Annotated in this window: 20 protein-coding genes and 1 tRNA gene; 13 read left to right on the top strand and 8 right to left on the bottom strand. The window is 64.0% G+C overall.

Annotated elements, in window-relative coordinates; all coding sequences use genetic code 11:
* Positions 1-319 precede the first annotated feature (319 nt).
* A complete protein-coding gene (trpA, locus tag FDT80_RS07120; RefSeq protein WP_138661485.1) occupies positions 320-1,111 on the bottom strand; it encodes a tryptophan synthase subunit alpha in 792 nt (263 codons plus the stop codon).
* Positions 1,112-1,317: 206 nt separating this feature from the next.
* On the opposite strand from trpA, the gene ychF reads away from it, so the two are divergent.
* Positions 1,318-2,415: a redox-regulated ATPase YchF gene (gene ychF, locus FDT80_RS07115; protein ID WP_138661484.1), complete on the top strand. Its 1,098-nt coding sequence runs from the start codon at positions 1,318-1,320 to the stop codon at positions 2,413-2,415.
* A gap of 81 nt (positions 2,416-2,496) precedes the next feature.
* On the opposite strand, the gene FDT80_RS07110 is transcribed toward ychF, so the two are convergent.
* Together FDT80_RS07110 and FDT80_RS07105 are read right to left on the bottom strand one after the other, a co-directional pair.
* Positions 2,497-2,802: a hypothetical protein gene (locus tag FDT80_RS07110; RefSeq protein WP_138661483.1), complete on the bottom strand. Its 306-nt coding sequence runs from the start codon at positions 2,800-2,802 to the stop codon at positions 2,497-2,499.
* Between the two features lie 326 nt (positions 2,803-3,128).
* On the bottom strand, positions 3,129-3,419 hold the full coding sequence (locus tag FDT80_RS07105; RefSeq protein ID WP_138661482.1) for a hypothetical protein: 291 nt from the start codon (positions 3,417-3,419) through the stop codon (positions 3,129-3,131).
* 602 nt (positions 3,420-4,021) lie between these two features.
* On the opposite strand from FDT80_RS07105, the gene FDT80_RS07100 reads away from it, so the two are divergent.
* Positions 4,022-4,111, top strand: a tRNA-Ser gene (locus FDT80_RS07100).
* Between the two features lie 225 nt (positions 4,112-4,336).
* Here the strand turns inward: FDT80_RS07100 and FDT80_RS07095 are convergent.
* Positions 4,337-6,220, bottom strand: a complete 1,884-nt coding sequence (locus FDT80_RS07095; RefSeq protein WP_138661481.1) for an SLC13 family permease — start codon at positions 6,218-6,220, stop codon at positions 4,337-4,339.
* A gap of 271 nt (positions 6,221-6,491) precedes the next feature.
* A complete protein-coding gene (locus FDT80_RS07090) occupies positions 6,492-7,772 on the bottom strand; it encodes an MFS transporter (RefSeq protein WP_342777642.1) in 1,281 nt (426 codons plus the stop codon).
* Positions 7,773-8,583: 811 nt separating this feature from the next.
* Between FDT80_RS07090 and FDT80_RS07085 the strand changes: the two genes are divergently transcribed.
* The 3 genes from FDT80_RS07085 (at position 8,584) to FDT80_RS07075 (ending at position 11,776) form a co-directional block, all read left to right on the top strand.
* Positions 8,584-9,336, top strand: coding sequence for a calcium-binding protein (locus FDT80_RS07085; protein WP_138661479.1), 753 nt, complete (start codon positions 8,584-8,586; stop codon positions 9,334-9,336).
* A 51-nt stretch (positions 9,337-9,387) separates the two neighbouring features.
* Complete coding sequence (locus FDT80_RS19185) at positions 9,388-11,046, top strand: calcium-binding protein (RefSeq protein ID WP_281278388.1); 1,659 nt, start codon at positions 9,388-9,390, stop codon at positions 11,044-11,046.
* A gap of 313 nt (positions 11,047-11,359) precedes the next feature.
* Entirely contained in the window at positions 11,360-11,776 is a 417-nt protein-coding gene (locus tag FDT80_RS07075; RefSeq protein WP_138661477.1) for a c-type cytochrome, read from the top strand.
* Positions 11,777-11,996: 220 nt separating this feature from the next.
* Here FDT80_RS07075 and FDT80_RS07070 read toward each other — a convergent pair whose 3' ends face one another.
* Both FDT80_RS07070 and FDT80_RS07065 read right to left on the bottom strand, forming a co-directional pair.
* A complete protein-coding gene (locus tag FDT80_RS07070) occupies positions 11,997-12,470 on the bottom strand; it encodes a MaoC family dehydratase (protein WP_138661476.1) in 474 nt (157 codons plus the stop codon).
* Between the two features lie 12 nt (positions 12,471-12,482).
* Positions 12,483-13,487 (bottom strand): NADP-dependent oxidoreductase, encoded by a 1,005-nt coding sequence (locus FDT80_RS07065; RefSeq protein ID WP_138661475.1) that lies wholly within the window; start codon positions 13,485-13,487, stop codon positions 12,483-12,485.
* A 104-nt stretch (positions 13,488-13,591) separates the two neighbouring features.
* Here FDT80_RS07065 and FDT80_RS07060 point away from each other — a divergent pair, with 104 nt between their 5' ends.
* A complete protein-coding gene (locus FDT80_RS07060) occupies positions 13,592-14,248 on the top strand; it encodes a histidine phosphatase family protein (RefSeq protein WP_138661474.1) in 657 nt (218 codons plus the stop codon).
* Between the two features lie 3 nt (positions 14,249-14,251).
* Here the strand turns inward: FDT80_RS07060 and FDT80_RS07055 are convergent, their stop codons facing one another.
* Positions 14,252-15,247, bottom strand: a complete 996-nt coding sequence (locus tag FDT80_RS07055; RefSeq protein ID WP_138661473.1) for an NADPH:quinone oxidoreductase family protein — start codon at positions 15,245-15,247, stop codon at positions 14,252-14,254.
* Between the two features lie 152 nt (positions 15,248-15,399).
* On the opposite strand from FDT80_RS07055, the gene FDT80_RS07050 reads away from it, so the two are divergent.
* From FDT80_RS07050 to FDT80_RS07020, 7 genes are all read left to right on the top strand, one after another.
* Positions 15,400-16,575 (top strand): acyl-CoA dehydrogenase family protein, encoded by a 1,176-nt coding sequence (locus FDT80_RS07050; protein WP_138661472.1) that lies wholly within the window; start codon positions 15,400-15,402, stop codon positions 16,573-16,575.
* A gap of 3 nt (positions 16,576-16,578) precedes the next feature.
* Positions 16,579-17,694, top strand: coding sequence for an acyl-CoA dehydrogenase family protein (locus FDT80_RS07045; RefSeq protein WP_170311805.1), 1,116 nt, complete (start codon positions 16,579-16,581; stop codon positions 17,692-17,694).
* 10 nt (positions 17,695-17,704) lie between these two features.
* Positions 17,705-18,526, top strand: coding sequence for an SDR family NAD(P)-dependent oxidoreductase (locus FDT80_RS07040; protein WP_138661471.1), 822 nt, complete (start codon positions 17,705-17,707; stop codon positions 18,524-18,526).
* 12 nt (positions 18,527-18,538) lie between these two features.
* A complete protein-coding gene (locus tag FDT80_RS07035; RefSeq protein WP_138661470.1) occupies positions 18,539-19,468 on the top strand; it encodes an SDR family NAD(P)-dependent oxidoreductase in 930 nt (309 codons plus the stop codon).
* 27 nt (positions 19,469-19,495) lie between these two features.
* Positions 19,496-20,692: an acetyl-CoA C-acyltransferase gene (locus FDT80_RS07030; RefSeq protein ID WP_138661469.1), complete on the top strand. Its 1,197-nt coding sequence runs from the start codon at positions 19,496-19,498 to the stop codon at positions 20,690-20,692.
* Between the two features lie 78 nt (positions 20,693-20,770).
* Entirely contained in the window at positions 20,771-21,769 is a 999-nt protein-coding gene (locus tag FDT80_RS07025; protein WP_138661468.1) for an NAD(P)H-dependent flavin oxidoreductase, read from the top strand.
* A 1-nt stretch (position 21,770) separates the two neighbouring features.
* Positions 21,771-22,421 (top strand): histidine phosphatase family protein, encoded by a 651-nt coding sequence (locus FDT80_RS07020; RefSeq protein ID WP_138661467.1) that lies wholly within the window; start codon positions 21,771-21,773, stop codon positions 22,419-22,421.
* Positions 22,422-22,427 lie beyond the last annotated feature (6 nt).

Below are 22,427 nucleotides of genomic sequence, written 5' to 3'. Positions count from 1 at the left end.
GCGCTTTGGTCAGTTTTCATTACCAATCACGGGGCGGCAGATCAATCCAAACCGACGGCGCCGGAGCATTCTTCGGCGCTGCAACTTTTCACGCCAGATGGGGGCGACTGATTTGGACATGGCATATCGCAAGGCTTAGCCCCGCACCGGGCAGGGAGTGGCCGATGGCAGCGCCTGGTTTGTTCGCGATGTTCGGTCGCGCCGGCATCGTCGACCAGCCCTGCGGCACCTTGCCTTGGGCGCGACCGCGCCGCGCGTATGTCCAAATGCGGCGCGACGTCGGGGGGGGCGGGCACCACAGAACCAGGCGCGCCCCGGATCAGGCGGAGTGCGCGCCGTCCGACAGGGTTTTCACGAATGCGAGCACATCGGGCACGCTGTCACCCGCCGCGATCCTGGACACGATGGCGGACCCGACCACGGTGCCGTCGGCGACGCTTGCAATGCTGCGGGCCTTGTCGGGGGTGTTGACGCCGAAGCCCACGATCACCGGCAGGCCGCCGGCTTTCTGGATGCGCGCCACTTCGGGGGCGACATCGGCGGCTTCAGCCTCGGCCGCGCCGGTGATTCCGGTGATGGACACGTAATAGACAAAGCCCGAGGTGTTCTGCATCACACGGGGCAGGCGCTTGTCGTCGGTGGTGGGGGTCGCGAGCCGGATGAAGTTCAGCCCCGCCGCCTGTGCGGGGATGCAAAGCTCTGCGTCCTCTTCGGGCGGCAGATCGACGACGATCAACCCGTCTATGCCGGCGTCCTTGGCATCGACCAGAAACTTGTCCACGCCGCGGCTGTAGATCGGGTTGTAATAGCCCATCAGAACGATCGGGGTCGTGGTGTCGCCCTTGCGGAATTCCCGCGCCAGATCGAGCGTTTTCTGCAAGGTCATCCCGCCGTCGAGCGCGCGTTGCCCGGCCAGCTGGATCGTCGGGCCATCGGCCATGGGGTCGGTGAAGGGCAGGCCCAGTTCGATGATGTCAACGCCCGCGCTTGGCAGGCCGCGCACGATGTCGAGCGAGGTCTGGTAGTCGGGATCGCCCGCCATCACATAAGACACGAACGCCTTTTTCCCGGCGGCTTTGAGCTCTGCGAATTTGGCGTCGATACGGGTCATGGGATGGCCTTTTGGTGGTGTCTGCAAGCGGTGTGCCCAAACGGGTCGCAAAGATCAATGCACAACACGGGCCGCGGAGTGCGGATTGTTTGAAAAATCCGGGCCGGCAAGTTCGAGTTTTTCGGTGCGTCGCGCGTCGGGGCGGCGCTTGCACGCAGGCCTCACGCGCCGTAGAAGCGCGCAAACCGGATGTCAGGAGAGATGGTATGGGTTTCAAAATGGGAATCGTGGGGCTGCCCAACGTGGGTAAATCCACGCTGTTCAACGCGCTGACGAAAACGGCTGCCGCTCAGGCCGCCAACTTTCCCTTCTGCACGATCGAACCCAATGTCGGCGAGGTCGCGGTGCCCGACGCGCGGCTGGACAAGCTGGCGGCGATTGCGGGGTCCAAGCAGATCATTCCGACGCGCATGACATTCGTGGACATCGCCGGCCTCGTCAAAGGCGCAAGCAAGGGCGAGGGCCTTGGCAACCAGTTCCTGGCCAACATCCGCGAGGTGGACGCCATTGCCCATGTCCTGCGCTGTTTCGAGGACGGCGACGTGACCCACGTCGAGGGTCGGGTCGATCCGGTTGCCGACGCCGAGACGATCGAGACCGAATTGATGCTGGCCGACATCGAGAGCATCGAAAAGCGTCTGCAGAACATCGTGCGCAAGGTGCGTGGCGGTGACAAGGAGGCGGTTCAGCAGGAGCGGCTCATGCGGCGCGCGCTGGAGGTGTTGGAGCAGGGCCAGCCCGCCCGAGTCGTCGAGGTGGACGAAGACGACCGCAAGGCCTGGCGGATGCTGCAACTTCTGACGACCAAGCCGGTGCTCTATGTCTGCAACGTGGGCGAGGCCGAAGCGGCGGAGGGAAATGACCAGTCGCGGAAAGTCGCTGAAATGGCAGCGGCGCAGGGTAATCTGCATGTCGTGATCTCGGCCCAGATCGAGGAAGAGATCAGCCAACTCGAGCCGGACGAGGCGACCATGTTTCTTGAGGAGATGGGATTGAACGAAGCGGGGCTCGATCGTCTGATCCGGGCGGGTTACGAGCTTTTGCATCTCGAGACGTATTTCACCGTGGGCCCCAAGGAAGCCCGCGCATGGACGATCCGCCACGGCACTTCTGCGCCCAAGGCGGCGGGTGTCATTCACGGCGATTTCGAAAAGGGGTTCATCCGCGCCGAAACGATTGCCTATGCCGATTTCGTGGCGCTGGGCGGCGAGGGGCCGGCAAAGGAAGCGGGCAAGATGCGGGCGGAGGGCAAGGCCTATACCGTCAAGGACGGCGATGTCCTGCACTTTTTGTTCAACACCTGACCACGGGCTTGGCCCAAAGCCGTCTCACGCCATGAAAAAAGGCTCCCAACCGGGAGCCTTTGATCGTTTTATCGGGCGGGTTTAGCGGCTGTCGTTGCCGTCGCCGAATCCGCCGTAGATGTAGCCTTCGCCGGATGTGCGCGCCGAGGCGTCGCTGCGCGTGGAGAAGGTCACGCCGTCTTCGGACGTCTCGGCGTCCGAGGTGTTCAGCCGCAGGTCGTTGTAGAAGGTGGAGGCATCGGCGTCTGCCTTGGGCTGTTCACCGTCTGCATAGACCGTCGCGGCATTGGATGTGTCCAGGCGCAAGTCGTTGTAGCGGTCGGAGTTGTCGGCAAATGCTGCGGTGCTCAGGAGTGTGGCGGCGATTGTTGTTGTGATCAGTTTCATGTCAATTCTTCCTTCAGTTCTGTTTGCAAGGCGCTGTTCGAAGCACTGTTCGAAGCATCGTCCTGCGTTCTGGGGTCTCAACACCGCCTGGAGTGGGTTCGTTCCGTCCCAAGAGCGAGTGTTTTCGAGTTTTCCACCATTTTTGCCGATTTGGTGCGGAAATGCGGATGGTTAAATTTGTTTAAAAACAGTGTATTGATTGTATTTTTGATGCCAGTATCACATGGCCATCACAGGTTTGTGCATTGGCGCGCGATCCTGTCTGAGCCTTGAACGTGCTTATGTCGGACCCGCGTTGCCGGGTGATCGGACGGGCGTTCGAAAGATCAGCGGCTGTCGTTGTCGGGCCCCACGCCGAAGGGGGACGCATAGGCATAACTGGGCCCTGCGGTGATTGCGCGGTCCGAGGTATCCGTGCGGTCCGCCTGCCCCGGTGCCGGGCGCGGATCGGCTCGGCGGGGCGAGGCCCCGCGCCGGTTCTTGTCCGCGGCGTTGTCCGCATCGGCGGCACCGGTCCGCGACGTATCGAGGCGCATGTCGCGATAGCGGTCCGACGTGTCGGCATGGGCGGCTGTCGCCAGCAAAGCCGCGGCAAGTGGTATTGCGATCAGTTTCATGTCCTGTCTCCTTTGGGCTGAGGCGGGCAGCGCAGCAAAGAGCAGCGGCACGTCCGCGCCGTCTGGTAATTAGGTGTGCAACCGATCCGTGGTTTTCAAAGCACAGTTGCTCACCGCCGTGTGAGAGAACGCGCATCCGCGCGGTTCGTTATGGTCTTTGTGCATGATTGGGAGCCTCGCAGCCTCAGCCGGAAAGCCGAAGGGTCGTGGTCGCGGGCTGATCACCAGATGGTCACCAGTCGGTCGAGAGTGATTGCCGAAGGGAGGGCTTGCGGCTTTGGTTTGCATCGGGCGGCCGCGCGCCGTCAGTGTTTCAGAGGTCTGGATGCGATCAATCCCCTGGTCGCGTCCCCTAAAGCGTCGCGTGTCGAGGGGGGGGCGCAAGTGTCGCGTGGCGTCATTCCCAGGGCCGCGAGGGCTTGTTCCACTGTCGGACACGGCTGCCCAAAAGCGGTAGGATCAAACTGTCCGGATCTTGCCGGTCTTGGCCAATAAAACGTTTCCTGAGCTTTTTCAGGGGGTTCGGGGGCTTGCCGACAAATTTCAAAGCAAGGGTGATTTCGCCTTGTATCACCTGCACTTGCTTGGCTATACCCGTCGGCGGAGACGTGGCCGAGTGGTCGAAGGCGCTCCCCTGCTAAGGGAGTAGGCCCGGAAGGGTCTCGAGGGTTCGAATCCCTTCGTCTCCGCCACCCATCCCGATTTGTGGTTTGTCGCCGAAGCCAAAAGCTTCGCGCGCTTTGCATCCAGCGCCGGGACAGGTTTGCGGCATGCGAAATCAATGCGCTACGATGTCGGCATTGACGGAAGTGCCACTGCTTACCCCGGTTTTTTCATGACTTTCTGCGCCGATCAATGATTTAGCCCCAGTCGCCCTGCGCGACGTCCGCCAGGGCACAGCCGTGGGGCTTTCAACATCAAAAGAGGATGTTCAGCATCAGAAGCGACACGACGAGGAACAGCAGGGTCATGATGCCGCCGCTCTTGATGAAGTCGGTCACCTTGTAGCCGGCGGGCCCCATGATCAGCGCATTGACCTGGTGGGTCGGGATCAGAAAGGAATTCGAGGTCGAAATCGCCACCGTCAGGGCAAAGATCGCGGGATCGCCGCCGGCGGCAAGCGCTATCGAGATGGCCAATGGCACCAGCAGAACCGTGGCCCCGACGTTTGACATGATAAGGGTAAAGACCGTCGCGAGGACGGCCACGCCGGCTTGCAACGACCAAATCGGCCAGCCGTCGAGCAGTTGCAGAATCTCCTGAGCGATCCACGCGGCGGTGCCAGTGGACTGAACCGCCTGTCCCAGCGGAATGAGGCTGGCCAGAAGGAACACGGTGCTCCAGCTGACGGCCTTGTAGGCCTCGTCGATGTCGATGACCCCGGTCAGGATCATCCCCGCAGCGCCCGTCAGCAGGCAAAGCGACAGGCGCAGATCGGTCAGCAGGATCAGCGCAAGCGCCACCGCGAAGAAAAACAGCGCCCATCCGACCTTGGTGGGACGCAGCTCTTCTCGCGGGAATTCCGATGTCACGACGACGAAGTTGCGGTCGCGGGTCAGGCGGGTCAGGGCCTCCCATGTGCTGTGGATCACCAGCGTATCGCCCGCAAGGAACGGCACCTCCCCGACCTGCGTCGGCGCGTGATCTTCCGTCGCGACAAGGCTCATCGTCTCCTCGCCCCGATGGATCGCCAAAAGGCTTGCGCCGTAGGTCTTTCGAAAGACGAGGTCGTGAGCGCATTTGCCGATCACCGCCGACCCCGGCGGTATGACCATCTCGGCGATGCCGGATTTGGTCGGCGCGCACATCTCGGCAAAGACATCCAGATCGTCGTGCAATTCAAAGCCCTGCTCCTCGACCATGTGTCTGATGTTCTCTTCGCGCCCCAGCAACGCCAGCCGGCAGGGTGCCGTGATCTTGGTCTGGATGACCGGCGCGAACCAGGTGCTGCCCTGATAGGCGCTTGCGATGATATAGACGTGATAGCGCTTCATGAGGTCGTCGAACGTCTGACCGACGCAAGGATGGTCGGCCGGAATGGAGATCTCGAAGATGTCGGTCTTCAGGCCGTAGATCGACTTGAGGTATTCCTTGACCGAACGCCCGCTCGCCGCGTCGCCGTTTTTCTGTTCGCCGGGCAGGATCCAGCGCCCGAGCAGCATGAAATACAGCATCCCGGTGGCCACCAGCGCCAGGCCGATCGGCGTCACGGAGAAGAGCCCGAAGGTGGAGACATGCTGCGCTTCGGGCAGTGTCAGATTGGTGTTGATCAAAAGATCGTTCAGCAAGATCAGCGGCGAGGAGCCGACCATCGTCATCGTGCCGCCGAGGATGGCGCAAAAGCCCATCGGCATCAGAAGGCGCCCGAGCGGAATTTCGGTCCGGACCGAAATGCGGCTGACCACCGGCAGGAACAGCGCGGCCGCGCCCACGTTCTGCATGAACGAGGAAATGAAACCGACGGTGCCGGAGATGATCGGAACGACGCGCGCCTCGGTCTTGCCGCCGCGTCTGAGGATCAGCGCTGCGACACTGTTCATCATCCCGGTCTTGTCCAGACCCGCGCCGATGATCATGACCGCGATGATCGAGACGACGGCATTGGAGGCCAGCCCGTCAAAGAGGCGCGTGACATCCGCCAGCGCGTGCAGCCCGGGAAGCTGACTGAGCAGGCCGAGCAAAACCATCACGAGAATTGCGGCGAAGTCTATCCGAACCACTTCCGACACGAACAGGACAACCGTGAACAGCAGCAACCCCAGAACGACGGACATCGGCAGGGTCAGGCTGATGACTTCCAACTCAGGTCCTCCAAACGTGTTGGAGCCGGGCGCGGCCCCCACTGACTAACGGGCTTGTCCGCCCCGGGATCGACCGAGGCGCGGCAGCCGAGGACCAGTGTAGCATGTTTTGCGGTTTGCATGGCACAGTTGGTTGCACCGGAGGATTCGGGCGGGGACGCGCGTTGGATCAATCCGCCCGCAACGGGTCTTTTGTGGGTGTCGGCGTCATCGCGGCGCATCTCGCCTTTGCCCTGGTCACCGACGCGTCCCACCCCTTGGCCGGCGCGCTCTAGTGCTGAGGAGCTTCTTTCGCTGGCGGCAGATCCTGTGCAGGGTTGTCGGGCGGATCGGTCGGCTGTGCGAACGGCATCGCTTCCATCTGCCCTTCGGCAAGCGCGGCCGTCTCCGGTGTCGCGGCGCGGGCGGGTCCGCTGACCTTGAACGTGCCTTTTTCGGCGAGGGCGACGGCAGGGCTGCGGGCAATCCGCCAGAGGGTGAAACCGATCATCACCACATGCGCGACGACCGTCGTCAGGAACAGGCCCCGCGGTCCGACCTCGGACATCAGGACACCGGCAAGCAGCGGCCCGACGATCGACCCCAACCCGAAGACCATCAGAAGACCGCCAGAGACCTGGATCGACGTGCCGGGAGGGGCGTGGTCATTCGCATGTGCCACGATGACGGGATACATGGCGAATATCGCCGCACCGAATACGCCGACAAGGAAAAGATTCATCGTGCGGCCTTCCGGAGCGAGCAGGACAAAGGCGAGGTCCGCCGCCAGCGCGACAACGGCGGCCGCAAGCAGAACCACCCGGCGATCCATGCGGTCGCTGGCAAACCCGATCGGCACTTGCGACAGCGCCCCCGCCAAAACCGGGATGCTCGCAAAGAGGGCGATCGACGTCAGCGCAAGCCCGACACGGTCGGCATAGACGGCCGCAAGCGTTCCGAACGCAGCATTCGAGATGCCGACGAGGAACACCGCGGCGACAGCCACCGGAGAGTTGCGCCAAAGCGCAGGCAGGTTCAGACGCACGGACGTGAGCGGGGTGGGCGACTCCGATGTGGACAGGGCCGTTGGAATCAAGGCAAGGCAATACACGATCGCCGCAACCGCGAAAAAGAGAAAGCCAGTGGCGTCGCCTGCGGAAATCACCATTTGGCCCCCGGTGACGGCCGCAAGGTTCACCATCGTGTAAATGCCAAAGATCTTGCCCCTGGTGCTGGGCTGCGCCCGGTCGTTCAGCCAGGATTCGACGATCATCGCGGCGCCGGCAAAGCAAAAGCCCGAAACCGCCCGAACCGGGATCCAGGCCCAGGGCGCGACGACGATCGCCTGCAACAGAACCGATACGGCGGCGAATGCGCACATCACACCGAAGGTGCGCGTATGCCCGACGGCACCGACAAGTCGCGGCGCGGTCAGGCACCCAAGCACGTATCCGATCGCCCAGCCCGTGCCCAGCAGGCCAAGCGAGCTTGCCGTGAACCCTTCCGCAGACCCGCGCACAGGCAGGATGAGGCTATGAACGCCCCCGGCGAAAAGCAGCAGGGCCGAACCCAACAGAAGCGCACTGATCGGAAGAAGTTGCCTGAACATCGGCACAGGGTAGCAGGACTGGCAAACCCTTGAAAGGTGCGGATGTCACGGGGTTGGGCGGGACGGATTGCCCGAACGCATATCTTGGCGCGGCAGGCGGCCCGAATGCGCCTTTTGTCAAATCCGACTTGGGCGATTGCATTTCAATTCGACTGTGCCGATCTTATTCTTTCGGCCCCGATGCGTGGTAATGCGCCTGTGTTCAAATCATGTGATCGACGCCAGATACCGTATTTTCGGTCCTGCCAGGGGGTCCATTCATGACGCCGGACATTGCAGGAATGAAGGTGAATTCGGAATGGCATATGCCTTATCCAATTCCGAGTAATTAAATTCCGTCCACAACTTGAGGGCCTTCGGCGTTGACCTATGAGTCGCATGGCGTTCAATCTAGGGTGGTTTTGCGGTCCCGCCTTGAAAATAAATGTCAGCCTCTTGAGAGTCAGAGTTATGTCATAAGACACACTATTTTGAAGGCTGACGCGATGCCTTCGGGCGGTTCCGTCCACGCCAAGCTGCTTTGCCAGTGGTCCTTTTTCATAGACACACAGATTTGATTAAACCATCGAAGCGCCGCGTCAGGCGCTGTTCCTGTCATTTTCTTGCCCGTTATTTTCGGTAAATTGTATTTTTGTTTTCTGAAGCGACACACTCAGTCGCTGCGAACTATCGTTTTACGTGCGTCCTGCGACATCCAAATAATACCGTCAACGATATTAGCACCGAAAATTACGGTCATCGTTTCTTGTGAGCTTTTTTGCAGGGAATTTTCTTAATGCAGTTGGCGGATTATTTTTATGGCTACGGTTTTGCAGGCGACTATTTTACGGGGGCGGCAATTGATTTGTCGCGCGAAGGCGGCGGCACGCAATTCCTTGTGGGCGGGTCTGCTTCGCAGCAGTCGAACCCCGGCAACGAATTTCATTTCACGCCGGTGGCCGGCGGATTGGCCTATTTCCAGGGCAACGGTTTTCTGAACCCCTCGACCGGTACGGTCAACAGCGTCACGGTGGACCCGCTGGGCGGCAATACGGCGCGTTTCGGCATTCAGGGATTCTCGCAAAACCTTGCAACGATGCAGACGGCAACCTGGGCCTTCTACGAGACCAACATCTTCAACGGCAACGACACGATGACGGGGTCTTACCAGAACGATAGGCTGGTCGGCTATGCGGGCGACGATGTGCTGTTTGACGGCAAGGGCGACAAGAAAAACTACAACGTTTCCGTCACGCCCTATCCCGATCCGACCCCCTCGACGCTGCGCAATCCCGGCGAAACGGTCAGCAACACGTCCTTCTTCGTGGATGATGGCGACGACGTCCTCGACGGCGAAGCGGGCAACGACCGCCTTGACGGCGGCACCGGCAACGACCTGCTGATCGGCGGCAGCGGCAACGACGAATTGTGGGGTGGCGGCACGGGCAACGACACGCTGAACGGCGGCACCGGCAACGACACGCTGCATGGCGGCAGCGGCATCGACACCGCGGTGTTCAACGTGGCCAGCACCGATATCACGGGGTAGGTGCTTGCCAGTGCGCTTCAACTGACGTCCTCGGCGGAGGGCACAGACGTCGTGGACAACGATGTCGAACTGTTCCAGTTCACCGATGTCACCAGAACCTATGCCGAGGTCGTTTCGCAGCTCAACAATACGGCCACGGCAGGCAATGACATCCTGACCGGGACGGCGGGCAACGAAACCATCGACGGGCTGGCCGGAAATGACCTGATCAACGGCCTGGGCGGTGACGACCAGTTGATCGGGGGGATCGGTGCGGACACTCTGGAAGGTGGGGCAGGCGATGACACGCTGCGCGGTGGCGACGGTATCGACGTTGCAAGGGTCGGCGTCAGCCAGGCCGGCATCACCGTGGCCGAAGTGGCGGGCGGATTGACCCTGACCTCCTCCATGGGTGTCGATTTCTACGCAAACGATGTCGAGAGCTTCGAATTCACGGATGGAACGCTGAGTTATGGTCAGGTCGCGGACCTGGCGATCTTCGTTCCGACGACGATCCGGGGCACCGAAGGCGCGAATACCCTGAATGGCACAACCGCGACCGAGATCATCCTCGCACTCGGCGGCGATGACATCATCACGACCGGTGGCGGGTCGGACACGGTAGATGGCGGCGCGGGCTTCGACATCCTGAATTTCAGCGCTCTGCCCGATGTGCCGGGCCGGACCGCGCCATATCTGCTTGATCTGGATCTCTCCGGCGACACTCCGACCACGGTCGGGGCGGATGCTCTGGTCCTGTCGAACATCGAGCGCATCATCGGCACCGCGTTCAACGACAGGATGCTGGGGCATGTCACCAACGACGATCTGCGCGGCGATGGCGGCGACGACAATATCTCGGGCCGCGATGGCGACGACTACCTGGCGGGCGGCGTCGGCAACGATACTGTTCTTGGCGACAACGGCAACGACACGATCTACGGCGGCGACGGTCTGGGGAACGATCTCCTGGCCGGTGGCGCGGGCAACGATTTCGTGGTGGGCGAAGCCGGCAACGACGTGATCTATCTGGGGTTGGGCAATGACACCGGCGGTGGCGGTGCGGGCAATGACGTGATCTATGGCGGCGCCGGGGCCAATTCGATCTTCGGGTCGTTCGGCAATGACACCGTCCAGGGCTGCAGCGGCAACGATACGATCTACGGCGGCGGCGATACCGATCGGAACCGGCTCTTCGGCAACGATGGCGACGATCTGATCTTTACCGGGGGTGGCGGCGATTTCGTGGGCGGCGGGGCCGGCAACGACATCATCCGCGGCAATGCCGGTGCGGACACGATCTTTGGCGGCGTCGGCAACAACAATGTCGGCGGCGGCGGGGGTAACGACGTGATCTATGGCGGCGCGGGGGGCAACCGGGTCTATGGCGGCACGGGCAACGACACCTTCGTCGCGGGCGCCGGACGCGATGTCGTCACCGGCGGGCCCGGGGTCGATACCTTCGTGTTCAACTCGGCCGCGCAGATCGGCGTCGGGGCGGCGCGCGATGTGATCACCGATTTCACCAGCGGCACCGACAAGATCGACCTCTCCGCGCTCGAGACCCAGTTCAACGGCGCCGCGGGGCTGAGCGGGGGCGGCACGTCGTCGTTCTACTACTTCGCCGGGGGCGGGCTGCTGATCGGCGACGCCGATGGCAACGGATCCGCCGATTGGGTGCTGGAACTGAGCGGCGCCCCCACCATCGGCGCGGATGATTTCATCCTGTGACCCCGACGGGCCGCGGGGGCCACATCCCCGCGCGGCCTCTTCGCGCGGGCCGGACAGCGTTTGAGACACCGGGACTGTCCGGCCCGCGCAAGACCAAGGTCCTTCGGGGCGACAATGTCTCGATCCGCCTGCCGGAACAACCGCTGCAGGGGATGGGACGGGTCTGTTGCGATGCCTCGGCGGGGGGCCGGACAGCCCAGGCCGCTCTGATTTGTGACCCCTGCCCGGGGCGTTCCACGGTTTGACGTGGATCAACGTCGCGCCGCACGGGTCCGGCTACACCGATACCGACAGGCATTTCGGAGGGTGTTTCATGCGTATCGCAACCGGTCTGGCGACCTGTGTTCTTGCGCCGTTTCTGATCGCGTCTGCGGCCGGGCCGCTTGCGGCACAGGACGTGGTCGCGGGCGCGGACTTGTTCCTCGAATATTGCGCGGCCTGCCACGGCGGTGCCGCCGAAGGCGACGGGCCGATGGCCTCGGCCTTGCTGGTTCAGCCGTCGAACCTGACGACGCTGACGCAGCGCAATGACGGCAGATTTCCGGTAGAGCGTATCGTGACACGCATCGACGGGCGCGATCCGCTGGTGAGCCACGGCAGCGACATGCCCGTCTATGGATGGTTCTTTGAGGGCAGTGATGTGACGTTCAAGACGCCCAGCGGCCAGCCGGTGATGACCAGTGCCCCGATCGCCGATATTCTGGAATTTTTGCGCAGCGTGCAGAAATAATCGAATGCATCGCGCGGCATCGCAGGGGGTATCCCGCGTGAAAAACCGCCGCGGGCAGCGCGGCGGTTTCAAGAAGCATCTCAATTACGCTCTGGCTTCAGGGTTATCCTAGTCTTGAGGCGTATCAGACTCGCTTCATACAACCTGCATAGCATAAAATAACGGGAAATTCACGAATTTTAGCTGCCTGACACAATTTGCGTCAGAAGCTTACCTTGCGTCACTTCGGGGCAAAAACGGCCAGGCCCAACCATTCGGCAATCAAGGCGGGCCTGTCGTGCCCTTCGATGTCGATGGTCAACAGGTTTTCGCGCAGCATGTCCGTCTCTGACCGGGCAGAGACGTTTTGCAGTGTGAACCGACCGCGCAGCCGGGCCCCCGCGCGCACGGGCGTGAGAAAGCGCAGTTTGTTGAAGCCATAGTTGATGCCCATGACCTGCCTCGGCAGCATTCCGAAACAGTCATAAGCGAACCTGCTGGCAAGCGATAACGTCAGGAACCCGTGCGCGATGCTGCCGCCAAAGGGCGTCTCGGCGGCGGCGCGGACGGGATCGACGTGAATCCACTGTTCGTCAAATGTGGTCTTGGCAAACTCGTCGATCATCTTCTGATCGACGGTGATCCAATTCGACACGCCGACCTCGGTGCCGATCTGGGTTTCGGCTTCGGCCACGGCGGCTTGCAATGGGGTCATCGGGGTCTCTCCTTATTTCGGGTCCGGTGCGACGCGCACCATGCGTTTGCCCTTGTTGTCGCCGGCCAGCAAACCGATCAGCGCGCCGGGGGCACTGGCCAGCCCGTCGGTGATGTCCTCGGTCACCTTGATCCGGCCCGCGTCGACCCATGTGCGCAGCGCGCGCAGGGCGCGGGCATCGTCGCGGGCGAAATCCATCACGATGAATCCTTCCATACGCAGGCGTTTGACGACGACGAGCCCCGGCAGGTTTCGCGGGCCCGTCGGCTTGGTGCTGTCATATTGACTGATCGCGCCGCAACATACGACGCGCCCGCGTTCGTTCATCATGAACAACGCAGATTCCAGAACGCTGCCGCCGACGTTGTCGAAATAGACATCCACGCCCTCGGGGCAGACGGCGCGCAGGGCCTTGAAAAACGATTTGTCCCGGTAGTCCACGCAGTCGTCAAAACCCAATGTGTCGCGCACCCATCTGCATTTTTCCTCGCCGCCCGCGATGCCCACCACGCGGCATCCCATCGCCTTGGCGATCTGCCCGACGTAGCCGCCCACCGACCCGGCGGCGGCAGACACCAGCACCGTTTCGCCCGCCATCGCGCGGCCCACGCCGATCAGCCCGTGATAGGCCGTCTTGCCCGCGATGCCGTAAACCGACAACAGGTTCGACAGGGGGCGCACATCGGGCAGCTTTTGCACCTTGTTGGCGGGCAGGGCGACATGCTCCGACCAGGTGCTTTCGGCCGCGACGATATCGCCCGGGGCCAGACGGTCGCTGCGGCTCTCGATCACTTCGCAGATCGCATAGGTCGCCATCGCGTCGCCCGCCTTGACGGCTTCGCGATAGGTGGCGCCCTGCATCCACGACCGGTTCGCGGCGTCGATCGACATCAGGATGGTGCGCAACAGCACCTCGCCTTCCGCCGGTTTCGGCATCGCGACCTCGCGCATCTTGAAGTGGCCGGACGTCAGTGTGCCCTCGGGCAATTCGGCGACGATGATCTGGTAGGTGTTCATTGGCATGTCTTTCGTTGGGATCGAGAGAGGACGGGGCGGGTCGGTTGCCATGCGGGGGCAGGGGCCGCTATCACGCAAGGAACCGCAAGGAAGAGAGAGCGCCAATGACCACGGAATACCGCCAACACGTCTATCGCCCGCCTGCCGGGGCCTGCGACATGCTGCTGATCCGGCATGGCGAAAGCGAGCCCGCGCGCCCGGGGGCAACCTTTGCGATGAAGGACGGGCATGGCGACCCGGCCCTGCATCCCGATGGCGAGGCGCAGGCGCGCCGCGTGGGCGAGCGGCTGAAATCGGCGCCGCTGGCGGCGATCTACGTGACCACGCTGCGCCGCACCCATCAGACCGCCGCGCCGCTGGCCCGGCATCTGGGGATCGACCCGGTGATAGAGCCTGATCTGCGCGAGGTGCACCTGGGCGACTGGGACGGCGGGCTTTACCGCATCAAGGCGGCCGAGGGCGCGCCCGAGTTCGAACGCGCCCGCGCGCGCCAGGAATGGGGCGAACTGCCGGGCGCGGAAACCACCGCCGCGCTGCACAGGCGCGTCCGCGCGGCGCTGTTGCGCATCGCGGCGCGCCACGCCGACGCACAGATTGCCGTGGTGGTGCACGGCGGTGTCATCGGGGCCGCGATGGCGGTGGCCAGCGGGGCGGAACCCTTTGCCTTCAACGGCGCCGCCAACGGCTCGATCAGCCGTCTTGTTGTGCTGGGCGAGCAGATGTTCGTGCGGGGGTTCAACGACGTGGCGCATCTGGACTAGCGGTCAGTCGATCTTGAGCACGACTTTGCCCAGCACCTTGCGGTCCTGCATCAGCTCCAGCGCCTTGGGTGCATCCTGCAGCGGAAAGGTGGCGCTGATGCGTGGTTTGACCTGTCCCCTCGAATACATCGAAAACAGCTCGCGCATGTTTTCGGCGTGGCCTTCGGGGTCCATCCGCACGGCCGCGCCCCAGAACACGCCGACGATCTGGCTGCCCTTCAGAAGCGTCAGGTTCAGCGGGATCCTGGGGATGCCCGCCGGAAAGCCCACCACCAGAAAGCGCCCCTCCCATGCCAGTGCGCGCAGGGCGGGTTCGGCGTAGTCGCCGCCCACCGCGTCATAGACCACGTTCACGCCGTCCGACCCGGCCAGTTTCTTGATCTGGCCCGACAATTCCTTTTGCGCGTCACGGTCAAGCTCGCGTGGATAGACCAGTGTTTCATCCGCGCCCAGATCGCGGCAGAAATCCGCCTTGTCCTGTGACGATACGGCGGCGATCACCCGCGCGCCCGCCGCCTTGGCCAATTCGATCGCGGCACTGCCGACACCGCCCGCCGCCCCCAGGATCAGGACCGTCTCGCCCTTTTGCAGCTTGGCGCGATCCTTGAGCGCGTGATGCGACGTGCCGTAGGTGAAGATGAAGCAGGCGGCATCTTCGAACGGCATGTCGTCGGGGATCTTGATCGCGGTTGCGGCGGGGATGCAGATATGCGTGACAAACCCGCCGCTGCCCGTCAGCGCCAGCACCCTGTCGCCGGATTTCAACGCCGTCACACCCTCGCCCACGGCCTCGACGACGCCCGCGATCTCGCCGCCCGGCGCAAAGGGGCGCGGCGGTTTCATCTGGTAGAGATCGCGAATGATCAGCGTGTCGGGAAAGTTCACCCCCGCCGCATGTACGCGCAGCCGCACCTCGCCTTTTTTCGGCTCGGGCGTCTGCATCTCGGTCAGCTTCAGCGTTTCGGGGCCACCGGGTTCGGTGCTCAGCATGGCTTTCATTTCGTGTCTCCCTGTGGTCGGATGTCGTATGATTTGCGGGCAGTAGGGACGGGGCAGAACCGTCTTGTCAATTGAAATTCGAAATGCAATTCTGCACAGCGGAATGGTCGGCGCCGCCACGCCGGCCGCAGCATCACGGGGGAGGAAACGGGATGCCGGAGAGCACGGACCTACAGGAATTTCGCGCCGATCTGCGCGCCTGGCTTGAGCAGAACTGCCCGCCCGAGATGCGCGACGGGGCCGCGAGCGAGGATGACATCTGCTGGGGTGGCAAGCAGTTCAGGTTCCAGTCGGACGCGCAGAAGGACTGGCTCGAGCGTTGTGCCGCCAAGGGCTACACCGTGCCCACATGGCCGCGCGACTACGGCGGTGCCGGGCTGACCCGGGACCAGGAAAAAATCTTTCACGCCGAAATGGGCCGCATCAACGCGCGCCCGCCATTGCAAAGTTTCGGCATCTGGATGCTGGGGCCCGCGCTTTTGCATTTCGGTACGCACGAGCAGAAACTGCAATATCTGCCGCCCATCGCGCGCGGCGACATACGTTGGTGCCAGGGCTATTCCGAACCCGGCGCCGGCTCCGATCTGGCCAGCGTGCAGACGCGCGGCGAAGACAGGGGCGATCACTGGCTGGTCAACGGGCAAAAGGTCTGGACCTCTTACGCGGACAAGGCGGACTGGATTTTCGCGCTGGTGCGCACCGACCGCGAGGCGCCCAAGCACAAGGGCATTTCCTTTCTGCTGATCGACATGCAAAGCGATGGCGTCTCGACCCGGCCGATCAAGTTGATTTCCGGCGCATCACCGTTTTGCGAGACCTTCTTTGACGATGTGAAGGTGCCGAAATCGCAGATCGTGGGCGAGGAAAACCGCGGTTGGGACGTGGCGAAATACCTGCTGACCCACGAGCGCGAGATGATCTCGGGCGGGGGCCAGGGATTGCAGGGGGGGCGCCCCCTCGGGGCCGTTCTGGCCGAGGATGCGGGCGGGCACGGCCTGACCGACGCCACCCTGCGCGCCGCCGCGATGCGCTGCGAGGTGGACGCGCTGGCCATTGGCCTCACGCTGGAGCGGTACAAGGACAAGGCAGAGGCCGGCGGCGGGGTCGGCGATGCCTCGGCCATGCTGAAATACATGGGCACGGAGTTGAACAAGCAGCGGCATGAACTGCTGATGTCCGCGGGCGGCAGCGACGCGCTGGAATGGGACGGTCCGCTGGGCAACCGCGCGGGCGACTGGCTGCGCACCAAGGCCAATTCGATCGAGGGCGGCACATCCGAGGTGATGCTGAGCATCGTGTCGCGGCGCGTTCTGGGATTGCCGGGGTAAACCATGACCAAACTGATCCATACCGAAGAAGAAACCATGCTGGCCGACAGCGCCCGCGGATTTCTGGATGGCGCGGCCCCGGTGTCGCACCTGCGCGGCCTGCGCGACGCGGGCAAGACCCACGACGCCAGGCTATGGCGCGACATGGCGCAGATGGGCTGGGCCGGAATCCTGATCCCCGAGGATGCGGGCGGGTCGGACATGGGCCATGCCGCCGCCGGTGTCCTGGCGGCTGAAATGGGCAAGACACTGGTCACCAGCCCATTCCTGTCCACGGCCGTGATCGCCGCGACCGCGCTGAAGCAGGTGGGCGACGCGCGCGGCATCGCGGCGCTGAAATCCATCGCGGCGGGCGAGGCGACCTATGCGCTGGCGGTGGACGAGGGCCGCAAGTTCGCCCCCGACGCGACGGAGATGGAGGCCAAGGCGGATGGCAACGGGTTTCGCCTGTCCGGCGCCAAGACCTTTGTCGTGGACGGCGCGCTGGCGGATCGGTTGCTGGTGCTGGCGCGAACCGGCGGCGGCCTCACGCTCTTTGACATTCCCGCCGACCGCGAGGGCATCACCCGCGATGCGCAGCACATGATCGACTCCCGCGACAGCGCGCGCATCCGCTTTGACGATGTGGCCGCGACAGGCGACGACGTGCTGGGCGCCGTCGATGACGCGATGACCGTCCTGCGCCCCGCGCTGGAGGCGGGGCAGGCCGCCCTGGCCGCCGAAATGTCGGGGTTGGCGGCGGGGGCTTTCGGCATGACGGTTGCGTATCTCAAGGAACGCAAGCAGTTCGGCGTGCCCATCGGCAGCTTTCAGGCGTTGCAGCATCGCGCCGCACACCTGTGGTGCGAGACCGAAGTGACCGCATCGGCCATCCTGCACGCGGGGCGGGCCCTGGACGAGGACGCGGCAAATGCCACGCTCGCGGTATCGCTGGCCAAGGCGCGCGCAACCGCGACCGCGCAGCTGGCGGTGATGGAAGGGGTGCAGATGCACGGCGGCATCGGCATGACCGACGCCTACGACATGGGATTTTACATGAAACGCGCGCGCGTCGCGGCCGAATGGCTGGGCGACTATGGCCACCACGCCGAGGTGGTCGCCGGCCTGCGCGGGTTCTGAGGGGACTGACATGACACCGCAAAAACTTTTTGACCTGACCGGCAAGACGGCCCTTGTCACCGGCGGCGCCACCGGAATCGGCCGCATGGCCGCCGAGGCGCTGGTGCGCGCCGGCGCGCATGTGCTGATCGCCAGCCGCAAGGGCCACGCCTGCGCCGAAGTGGCCGGGGATCTGAATGCGCTGGGCGCGCATGGCAAGGCCGAGGGCTTCGCGGGCGACGTCGGCACGGAGGCGGGTGTCGACGCGCTGGTGGCCGAGGTGCAAAAGCGCAGCGAGAGCCTTGATATCCTGATGAACAACGCGGGCAAGACATGGGGCGCGCCAATGGGCCAGTTTCCGTTTGGCGCCTGGGACAAGGTGATGTCGGTCAATGTGGCCGGGCTGTTCGACCTGACGCAGAAACTGCTGCCGATGCTGGTCGCATCCGGCACGCGCGACGACCCGTCGCGGGTGGTCAACGTGGGCTCTGTTATGGGCGAACGCGAGATGGGCGACGGCGCCTACAGCTATTCGGCGTCCAAGGCGGCGGTGCATCACCTGACGCGCATCCTGGGTAAGGAGTTGGCGGGGCATGCCGTCACGGTCAACGCGCTGGCGCCGGGGCCGTTCGTGTCGGGCATGACCGCCTTTGCCACCGCCGACGACGACATGCGCGACAAGGTGGGCCAGGACGTGCCGCTGCGCCGGGTGGGCCGGGCAGAGGATATCGCCGGTTGCATGCTGTTTCTGTGCGGCATGGGCGGGGCCTATGTCACCGGGGCGGTGATCCCCGTATCGGGAGGGATAAACGTGATGTGCGGGCCCAACATCTTTGACGCGGCGCTAAGCTGAGGGAGGCGTGCCATGACGATCGACTTTGACGGCCGCGTGGCCATCGTCACCGGGGCGGGCACGGGCCTGGGCCGCAGTCATGCGCTGGGTCTTGCCGCGCGCGGGGCCAGGGTAGTGGTGAACGATCTGGGCGTCAGCACGGACGGCCAGGGACAATCGTCCGAGGCCGCCGGATCGGTGGTGGAGGAGATCCGCGCATCGGGCGGCGTGGCGATGGCGCATGGCGCCGACGTGTCCGACGAGGCGGGCGTGGCCGATATGGTGGCGCGCGCGATGGAGGCCTGGGGCCGCATCGACATCCTTGTGAACAACGCGGGCATCCTGCGCGACAAGACCTTTGCCAAGATGACGCTGGATGATTTCCGCAAGGTCGTGGACGTGCATCTGATGGGCAGCGCGACGTGCTGTCACGCCGTCTGGCCGATCATGCGAGCGCAGAAATACGGCCGCATCGTGCTGACGGCCTCGGGGTCCGGGCTTTACGGCAACTTCGGCCAGTCGAACTATGGCGCGGCCAAGGCGGCGATGGTGGGGCTGATGAACGTGCTGCATATCGAGGGCGCGCGCGACGACATCCGCGTCAACACGCTGGCCCCCACGGCCGCCACGCGCATGACCGAAAACCTGCTCCCGCCCGAGGCGCTGGACCTGTTGGCGCCCGAGACGATCACACCGGGCCTGCTGTATCTGGTCAGTGACGACGCGCCGTCGCGCGTCATCTTGGGGGCGGGCGCCGGCAGCTTCGCGCAGACCCGCATCTACGAGACCGAAGGCGTGACGCTTCTGGATGGCGACAACACGCCCGAAGCCGTCGCCGCCGCCTTTGACCGGATCACCGACCCGCACGGCCAGCAAGAGCTTGGCGATGCTTTCACCCAAACCCGAAAATACGCCCGCAAGGCGGCCGAGGCCCGTGGCCTGACGCTGCCCTGGGGCGACTGACCCCACCCCAGAAAAAGGAATTCACCCATGCGTGACGCCGTTATCGTCTCTACCGCCCGCACCCCCATCGGCAAGGCCTACAGGGGGGCATTCAACGCCACCACGCCACAGGCGCTGGCCGCACATGCCATCGAGAACGCGGTGAAACGCGCAGGAATCGATGGATCCGAAATCGCGGATTGCGTGATCGGCTCGGCCCTGCAGCAGGGTCATTCCGCCGGCAACATCGCCCGCCAGGCCGCGATCCGCGCGGGCCTGCCGGTTACGGTGGCGGGCATGTCGCTCGACCGTCAGTGCGCCTCTGGCATGATGGCAATCGCCACGGCGGCCAAGCAGGTCATCACCGACGGCATGGACGTGGTCGTGGGCGGCGGCGTGGACAGCATCTCGATGGTGCAAACCCCCGAGATGCGCGTCAAGGCCGATGGCTGGCTGAAGGAGCACAAGCCGGAGATCTACATGTCCATGCTGGAAACCGCCGAGACCGTGGCGGAACGCTATGGCATCAGCCGCGAGGCGCAGGACGAATACGCCGTGCGCAGCCAGGCGCGGACCGCAGCGGCGCAGGAGGCCGGGCGCTTTGACGACGAGATCGTCGCCATGAGCACCACGATGATGGTGCAGGACAAGGAGACCAAGGAGATCAGCAATCGCGACGTGACACTGGAAAAGGACGAGGGCAACCGCCCCGGCACCAGCTATGACAACGTCGCGGGCCTCAAGCCGGTGTTCAAGGACGGGATCCACATCAAGGAAGGCAAGTACATCACCGCCGGCAACGCCAGCCAGTTGAGCGATGGCGCCTCTGCCGCCGTGGTGATGGAGGCGAAGGTCGCCGAGCAAAAGGGCCTGCAACCGCTGGGCCGCTACGTGGGCGTGATGGCCGCGGGCTGCGAGCCCGACGAAATGGGCATCGGCCCGGTCTTTGCCGTACCGAAACTGCTCAAGGCGCATGGGCTGACCATGGACGACATCGGCCTGTGGGAACTGAACGAGGCCTTCGCCTGCCAGGTGATCTATTCGCGCGACAAGCTGGGCATCCCCGACGATCTGCTGAACGTGGACGGCGGTGCGATTTCCGTGGGCCACCCCTATGGCATGTCCGGCGCGCGGATGGTCGGCCACGCGTTGATCGAAGGCAAGCGCCGGGGCGTGAAATATGTCGTCTGCACCATGTGCGTGGGCGGCGGCATGGGCGCTGCGGGCCTCTTCGAAGTTCTCTGACGCCCCCCGCCGCCGCCAGACACAAACCGCCCGGCACAGATGATGCGCCGGGCGACCTCAAAGCCAGAAAGACCGACAATGACCAAGAGAGACGATTCCCATTTGCCAAAAGCGTTGCAGGGGCTGCGCATCCCGATGGTGGCCTCGCCGCTGTTCATCATCTCGGTGCCGGACCTGGTGATCGCACAGTGCAAGGCGGGGATCGTGGGATCGTTTCCCGCGCTCAACGCCCGCGAGGCCGAGGGGGAGCCGCCGCTGCTGGAGGCGTGGCTGACGCAAATCACCGAAGAGCTGGACCGCCACAACCAGGCCAACCCCGACCGCCCCGCGGCACCCTTTGCGGTCAACCAGATCGTGCACCGTTCGAACACCCGGCTGGACCGCGATCTCGAAATCTGCACCCGCCACAAGGTGCCGATCTGGATCACGTCGCTGGGCGCGCGGGTCGAGGTCAACGAGGCCGCGCACAGTTGTGGCGGGATCGTGCTGCATGACATCATCAACAACACCTTTGCCCGCAAGGCGATCGAAAAAGGCGCCGACGGGCTGATTGCCGTGGCCGCGGGCGCGGGCGGGCACGCCGGGCAGCAATCGCCCTTTGCGCTGATCCGCGAAATCCGTAGCTGGTTCGACGGCCCGCTGCTCTTGTCGGGTGCCATCGCCACGGGCGAGGCGCTCTTGGCGGCGCGCGCACTCGGGGCCGATCTGGGCTATATGGGGTCGCCCTTTATCGCCACCAGGGAAGCCAACGCGCAGCAAGGGTACAAGGACATGATCGCCAGTTCCGGGGCCGAGGATATCGTGACCTCGTCGTTGTTCACCGGCGTGTCGGGCAATTACCTCAAGCCGTCGATCACCGCCGCCGGGATGGATGCCGACAACCTGCCCGATGCGGACGCGTCGTCGATGAATTTCTCGTCGGGATCGTCCAAACCGAAGGCCTGGAAGGAGATCTGGGGCGCGGGTCAGGGCATCGGCGCGGTTCAGGCCGTCACGGATGTGCCGACGCTGGTGGACCGGGTGGAGCGCGAATACATCGCCGCCGGAAAACGGCTGGCGGCGGAGTTCGCGGACTGACATGGCCGAGCTTCTGGTCATCCGCCACGCGCAGGCGTCCTTTGGACAGGACAATTACGACCGCCTGTCCGATCTGGGGCACCGGCAATCCGAACTGGCGGGCGACGCGCTGCGCGCGAACGGCTGGGTGCCCGACCGGCTGCTCACCGGCACCTTGACGCGGCAGGCCGAAACACTGCGGTCGATGGGGTTCGACGCCGCGCCGGAACAGCACGCGGGCTTCAACGAATACGACTTTCACGATCTGCTGCACGTCAAATTCGGTGGCAAGGTTCCGGACATGGTCAAGGCGGATCGCAAGACGCATTTTCGCACCCTGCGCGAGACCATTCTGGAGTGGCAGGCCGGTGGCCTGGTGGGCGCCCGCGAAACATGGCTGGGCTTTGCCGCCCGTGTCGCGGAGGCCCTGGTCTTTGCCACGCAGGACAAAGCGGAGAGAGTGCTTGTCGTGTCCTCCGGCGGGCCCATCGGGCAGTTGACGGCCAGCACGCTGGGCGCACCGCCGGCACAGATGATGAACCTGAACCTGCAGGTAAAGAACACCTCGATGACCAAGTTCGTCTTTTCCAGAGGGCGCGTTTTCCTGCACCAGTTCAACGCGACCCCGCATCTTGACAGCGCCGAAACCGCGCCGCTTCTGACCTATAGCTGAGGACCC

The organism is Sulfitobacter sabulilitoris (assembly GCF_005887615.1).
Lineage (GTDB): Bacteria > Pseudomonadota > Alphaproteobacteria > Rhodobacterales > Rhodobacteraceae > Sulfitobacter_E > Sulfitobacter_E sabulilitoris.
The sequence above is the reverse complement of the archived record's forward strand: the minus strand, read 5'-3'. Positions and strand labels throughout refer to the sequence as shown.

Coding starts and splice junctions, on each gene's coding strand:
- trpA (WP_138661485.1), bottom strand. CDS start 1,111: ATGACCCGTATCGACGCCAAATTCGCAGAGCTCAAAGCCGCCGGGAAA.
- ychF (WP_138661484.1), top strand. CDS start 1,318: ATGGGTTTCAAAATGGGAATCGTGGGGCTGCCCAACGTGGGTAAATCC.
- FDT80_RS07110 (WP_138661483.1), bottom strand. CDS start 2,802: ATGAAACTGATCACAACAACAATCGCCGCCACACTCCTGAGCACCGCA.
- FDT80_RS07105 (WP_138661482.1), bottom strand. CDS start 3,419: ATGAAACTGATCGCAATACCACTTGCCGCGGCTTTGCTGGCGACAGCC.
- FDT80_RS07085 (WP_138661479.1), top strand. CDS start 8,584: ATGCAGTTGGCGGATTATTTTTATGGCTACGGTTTTGCAGGCGACTAT.
- FDT80_RS07075 (WP_138661477.1), top strand. CDS start 11,360: ATGCGTATCGCAACCGGTCTGGCGACCTGTGTTCTTGCGCCGTTTCTG.
- FDT80_RS07070 (WP_138661476.1), bottom strand. CDS start 12,470: ATGACCCCATTGCAAGCCGCCGTGGCCGAAGCCGAAACCCAGATCGGC.
- FDT80_RS07065 (WP_138661475.1), bottom strand. CDS start 13,487: ATGAACACCTACCAGATCATCGTCGCCGAATTGCCCGAGGGCACACTG.
- FDT80_RS07060 (WP_138661474.1), top strand. CDS start 13,592: ATGACCACGGAATACCGCCAACACGTCTATCGCCCGCCTGCCGGGGCC.
- FDT80_RS07055 (WP_138661473.1), bottom strand. CDS start 15,247: ATGAAAGCCATGCTGAGCACCGAACCCGGTGGCCCCGAAACGCTGAAG.
- FDT80_RS07050 (WP_138661472.1), top strand. CDS start 15,400: ATGCCGGAGAGCACGGACCTACAGGAATTTCGCGCCGATCTGCGCGCC.
- FDT80_RS07045 (WP_170311805.1), top strand. CDS start 16,579: ATGACCAAACTGATCCATACCGAAGAAGAAACCATGCTGGCCGACAGC.
- FDT80_RS07040 (WP_138661471.1), top strand. CDS start 17,705: ATGACACCGCAAAAACTTTTTGACCTGACCGGCAAGACGGCCCTTGTC.
- FDT80_RS07035 (WP_138661470.1), top strand. CDS start 18,539: ATGACGATCGACTTTGACGGCCGCGTGGCCATCGTCACCGGGGCGGGC.
- FDT80_RS07030 (WP_138661469.1), top strand. CDS start 19,496: ATGCGTGACGCCGTTATCGTCTCTACCGCCCGCACCCCCATCGGCAAG.
- FDT80_RS07025 (WP_138661468.1), top strand. CDS start 20,771: ATGACCAAGAGAGACGATTCCCATTTGCCAAAAGCGTTGCAGGGGCTG.
- FDT80_RS07020 (WP_138661467.1), top strand. CDS start 21,771: ATGGCCGAGCTTCTGGTCATCCGCCACGCGCAGGCGTCCTTTGGACAG.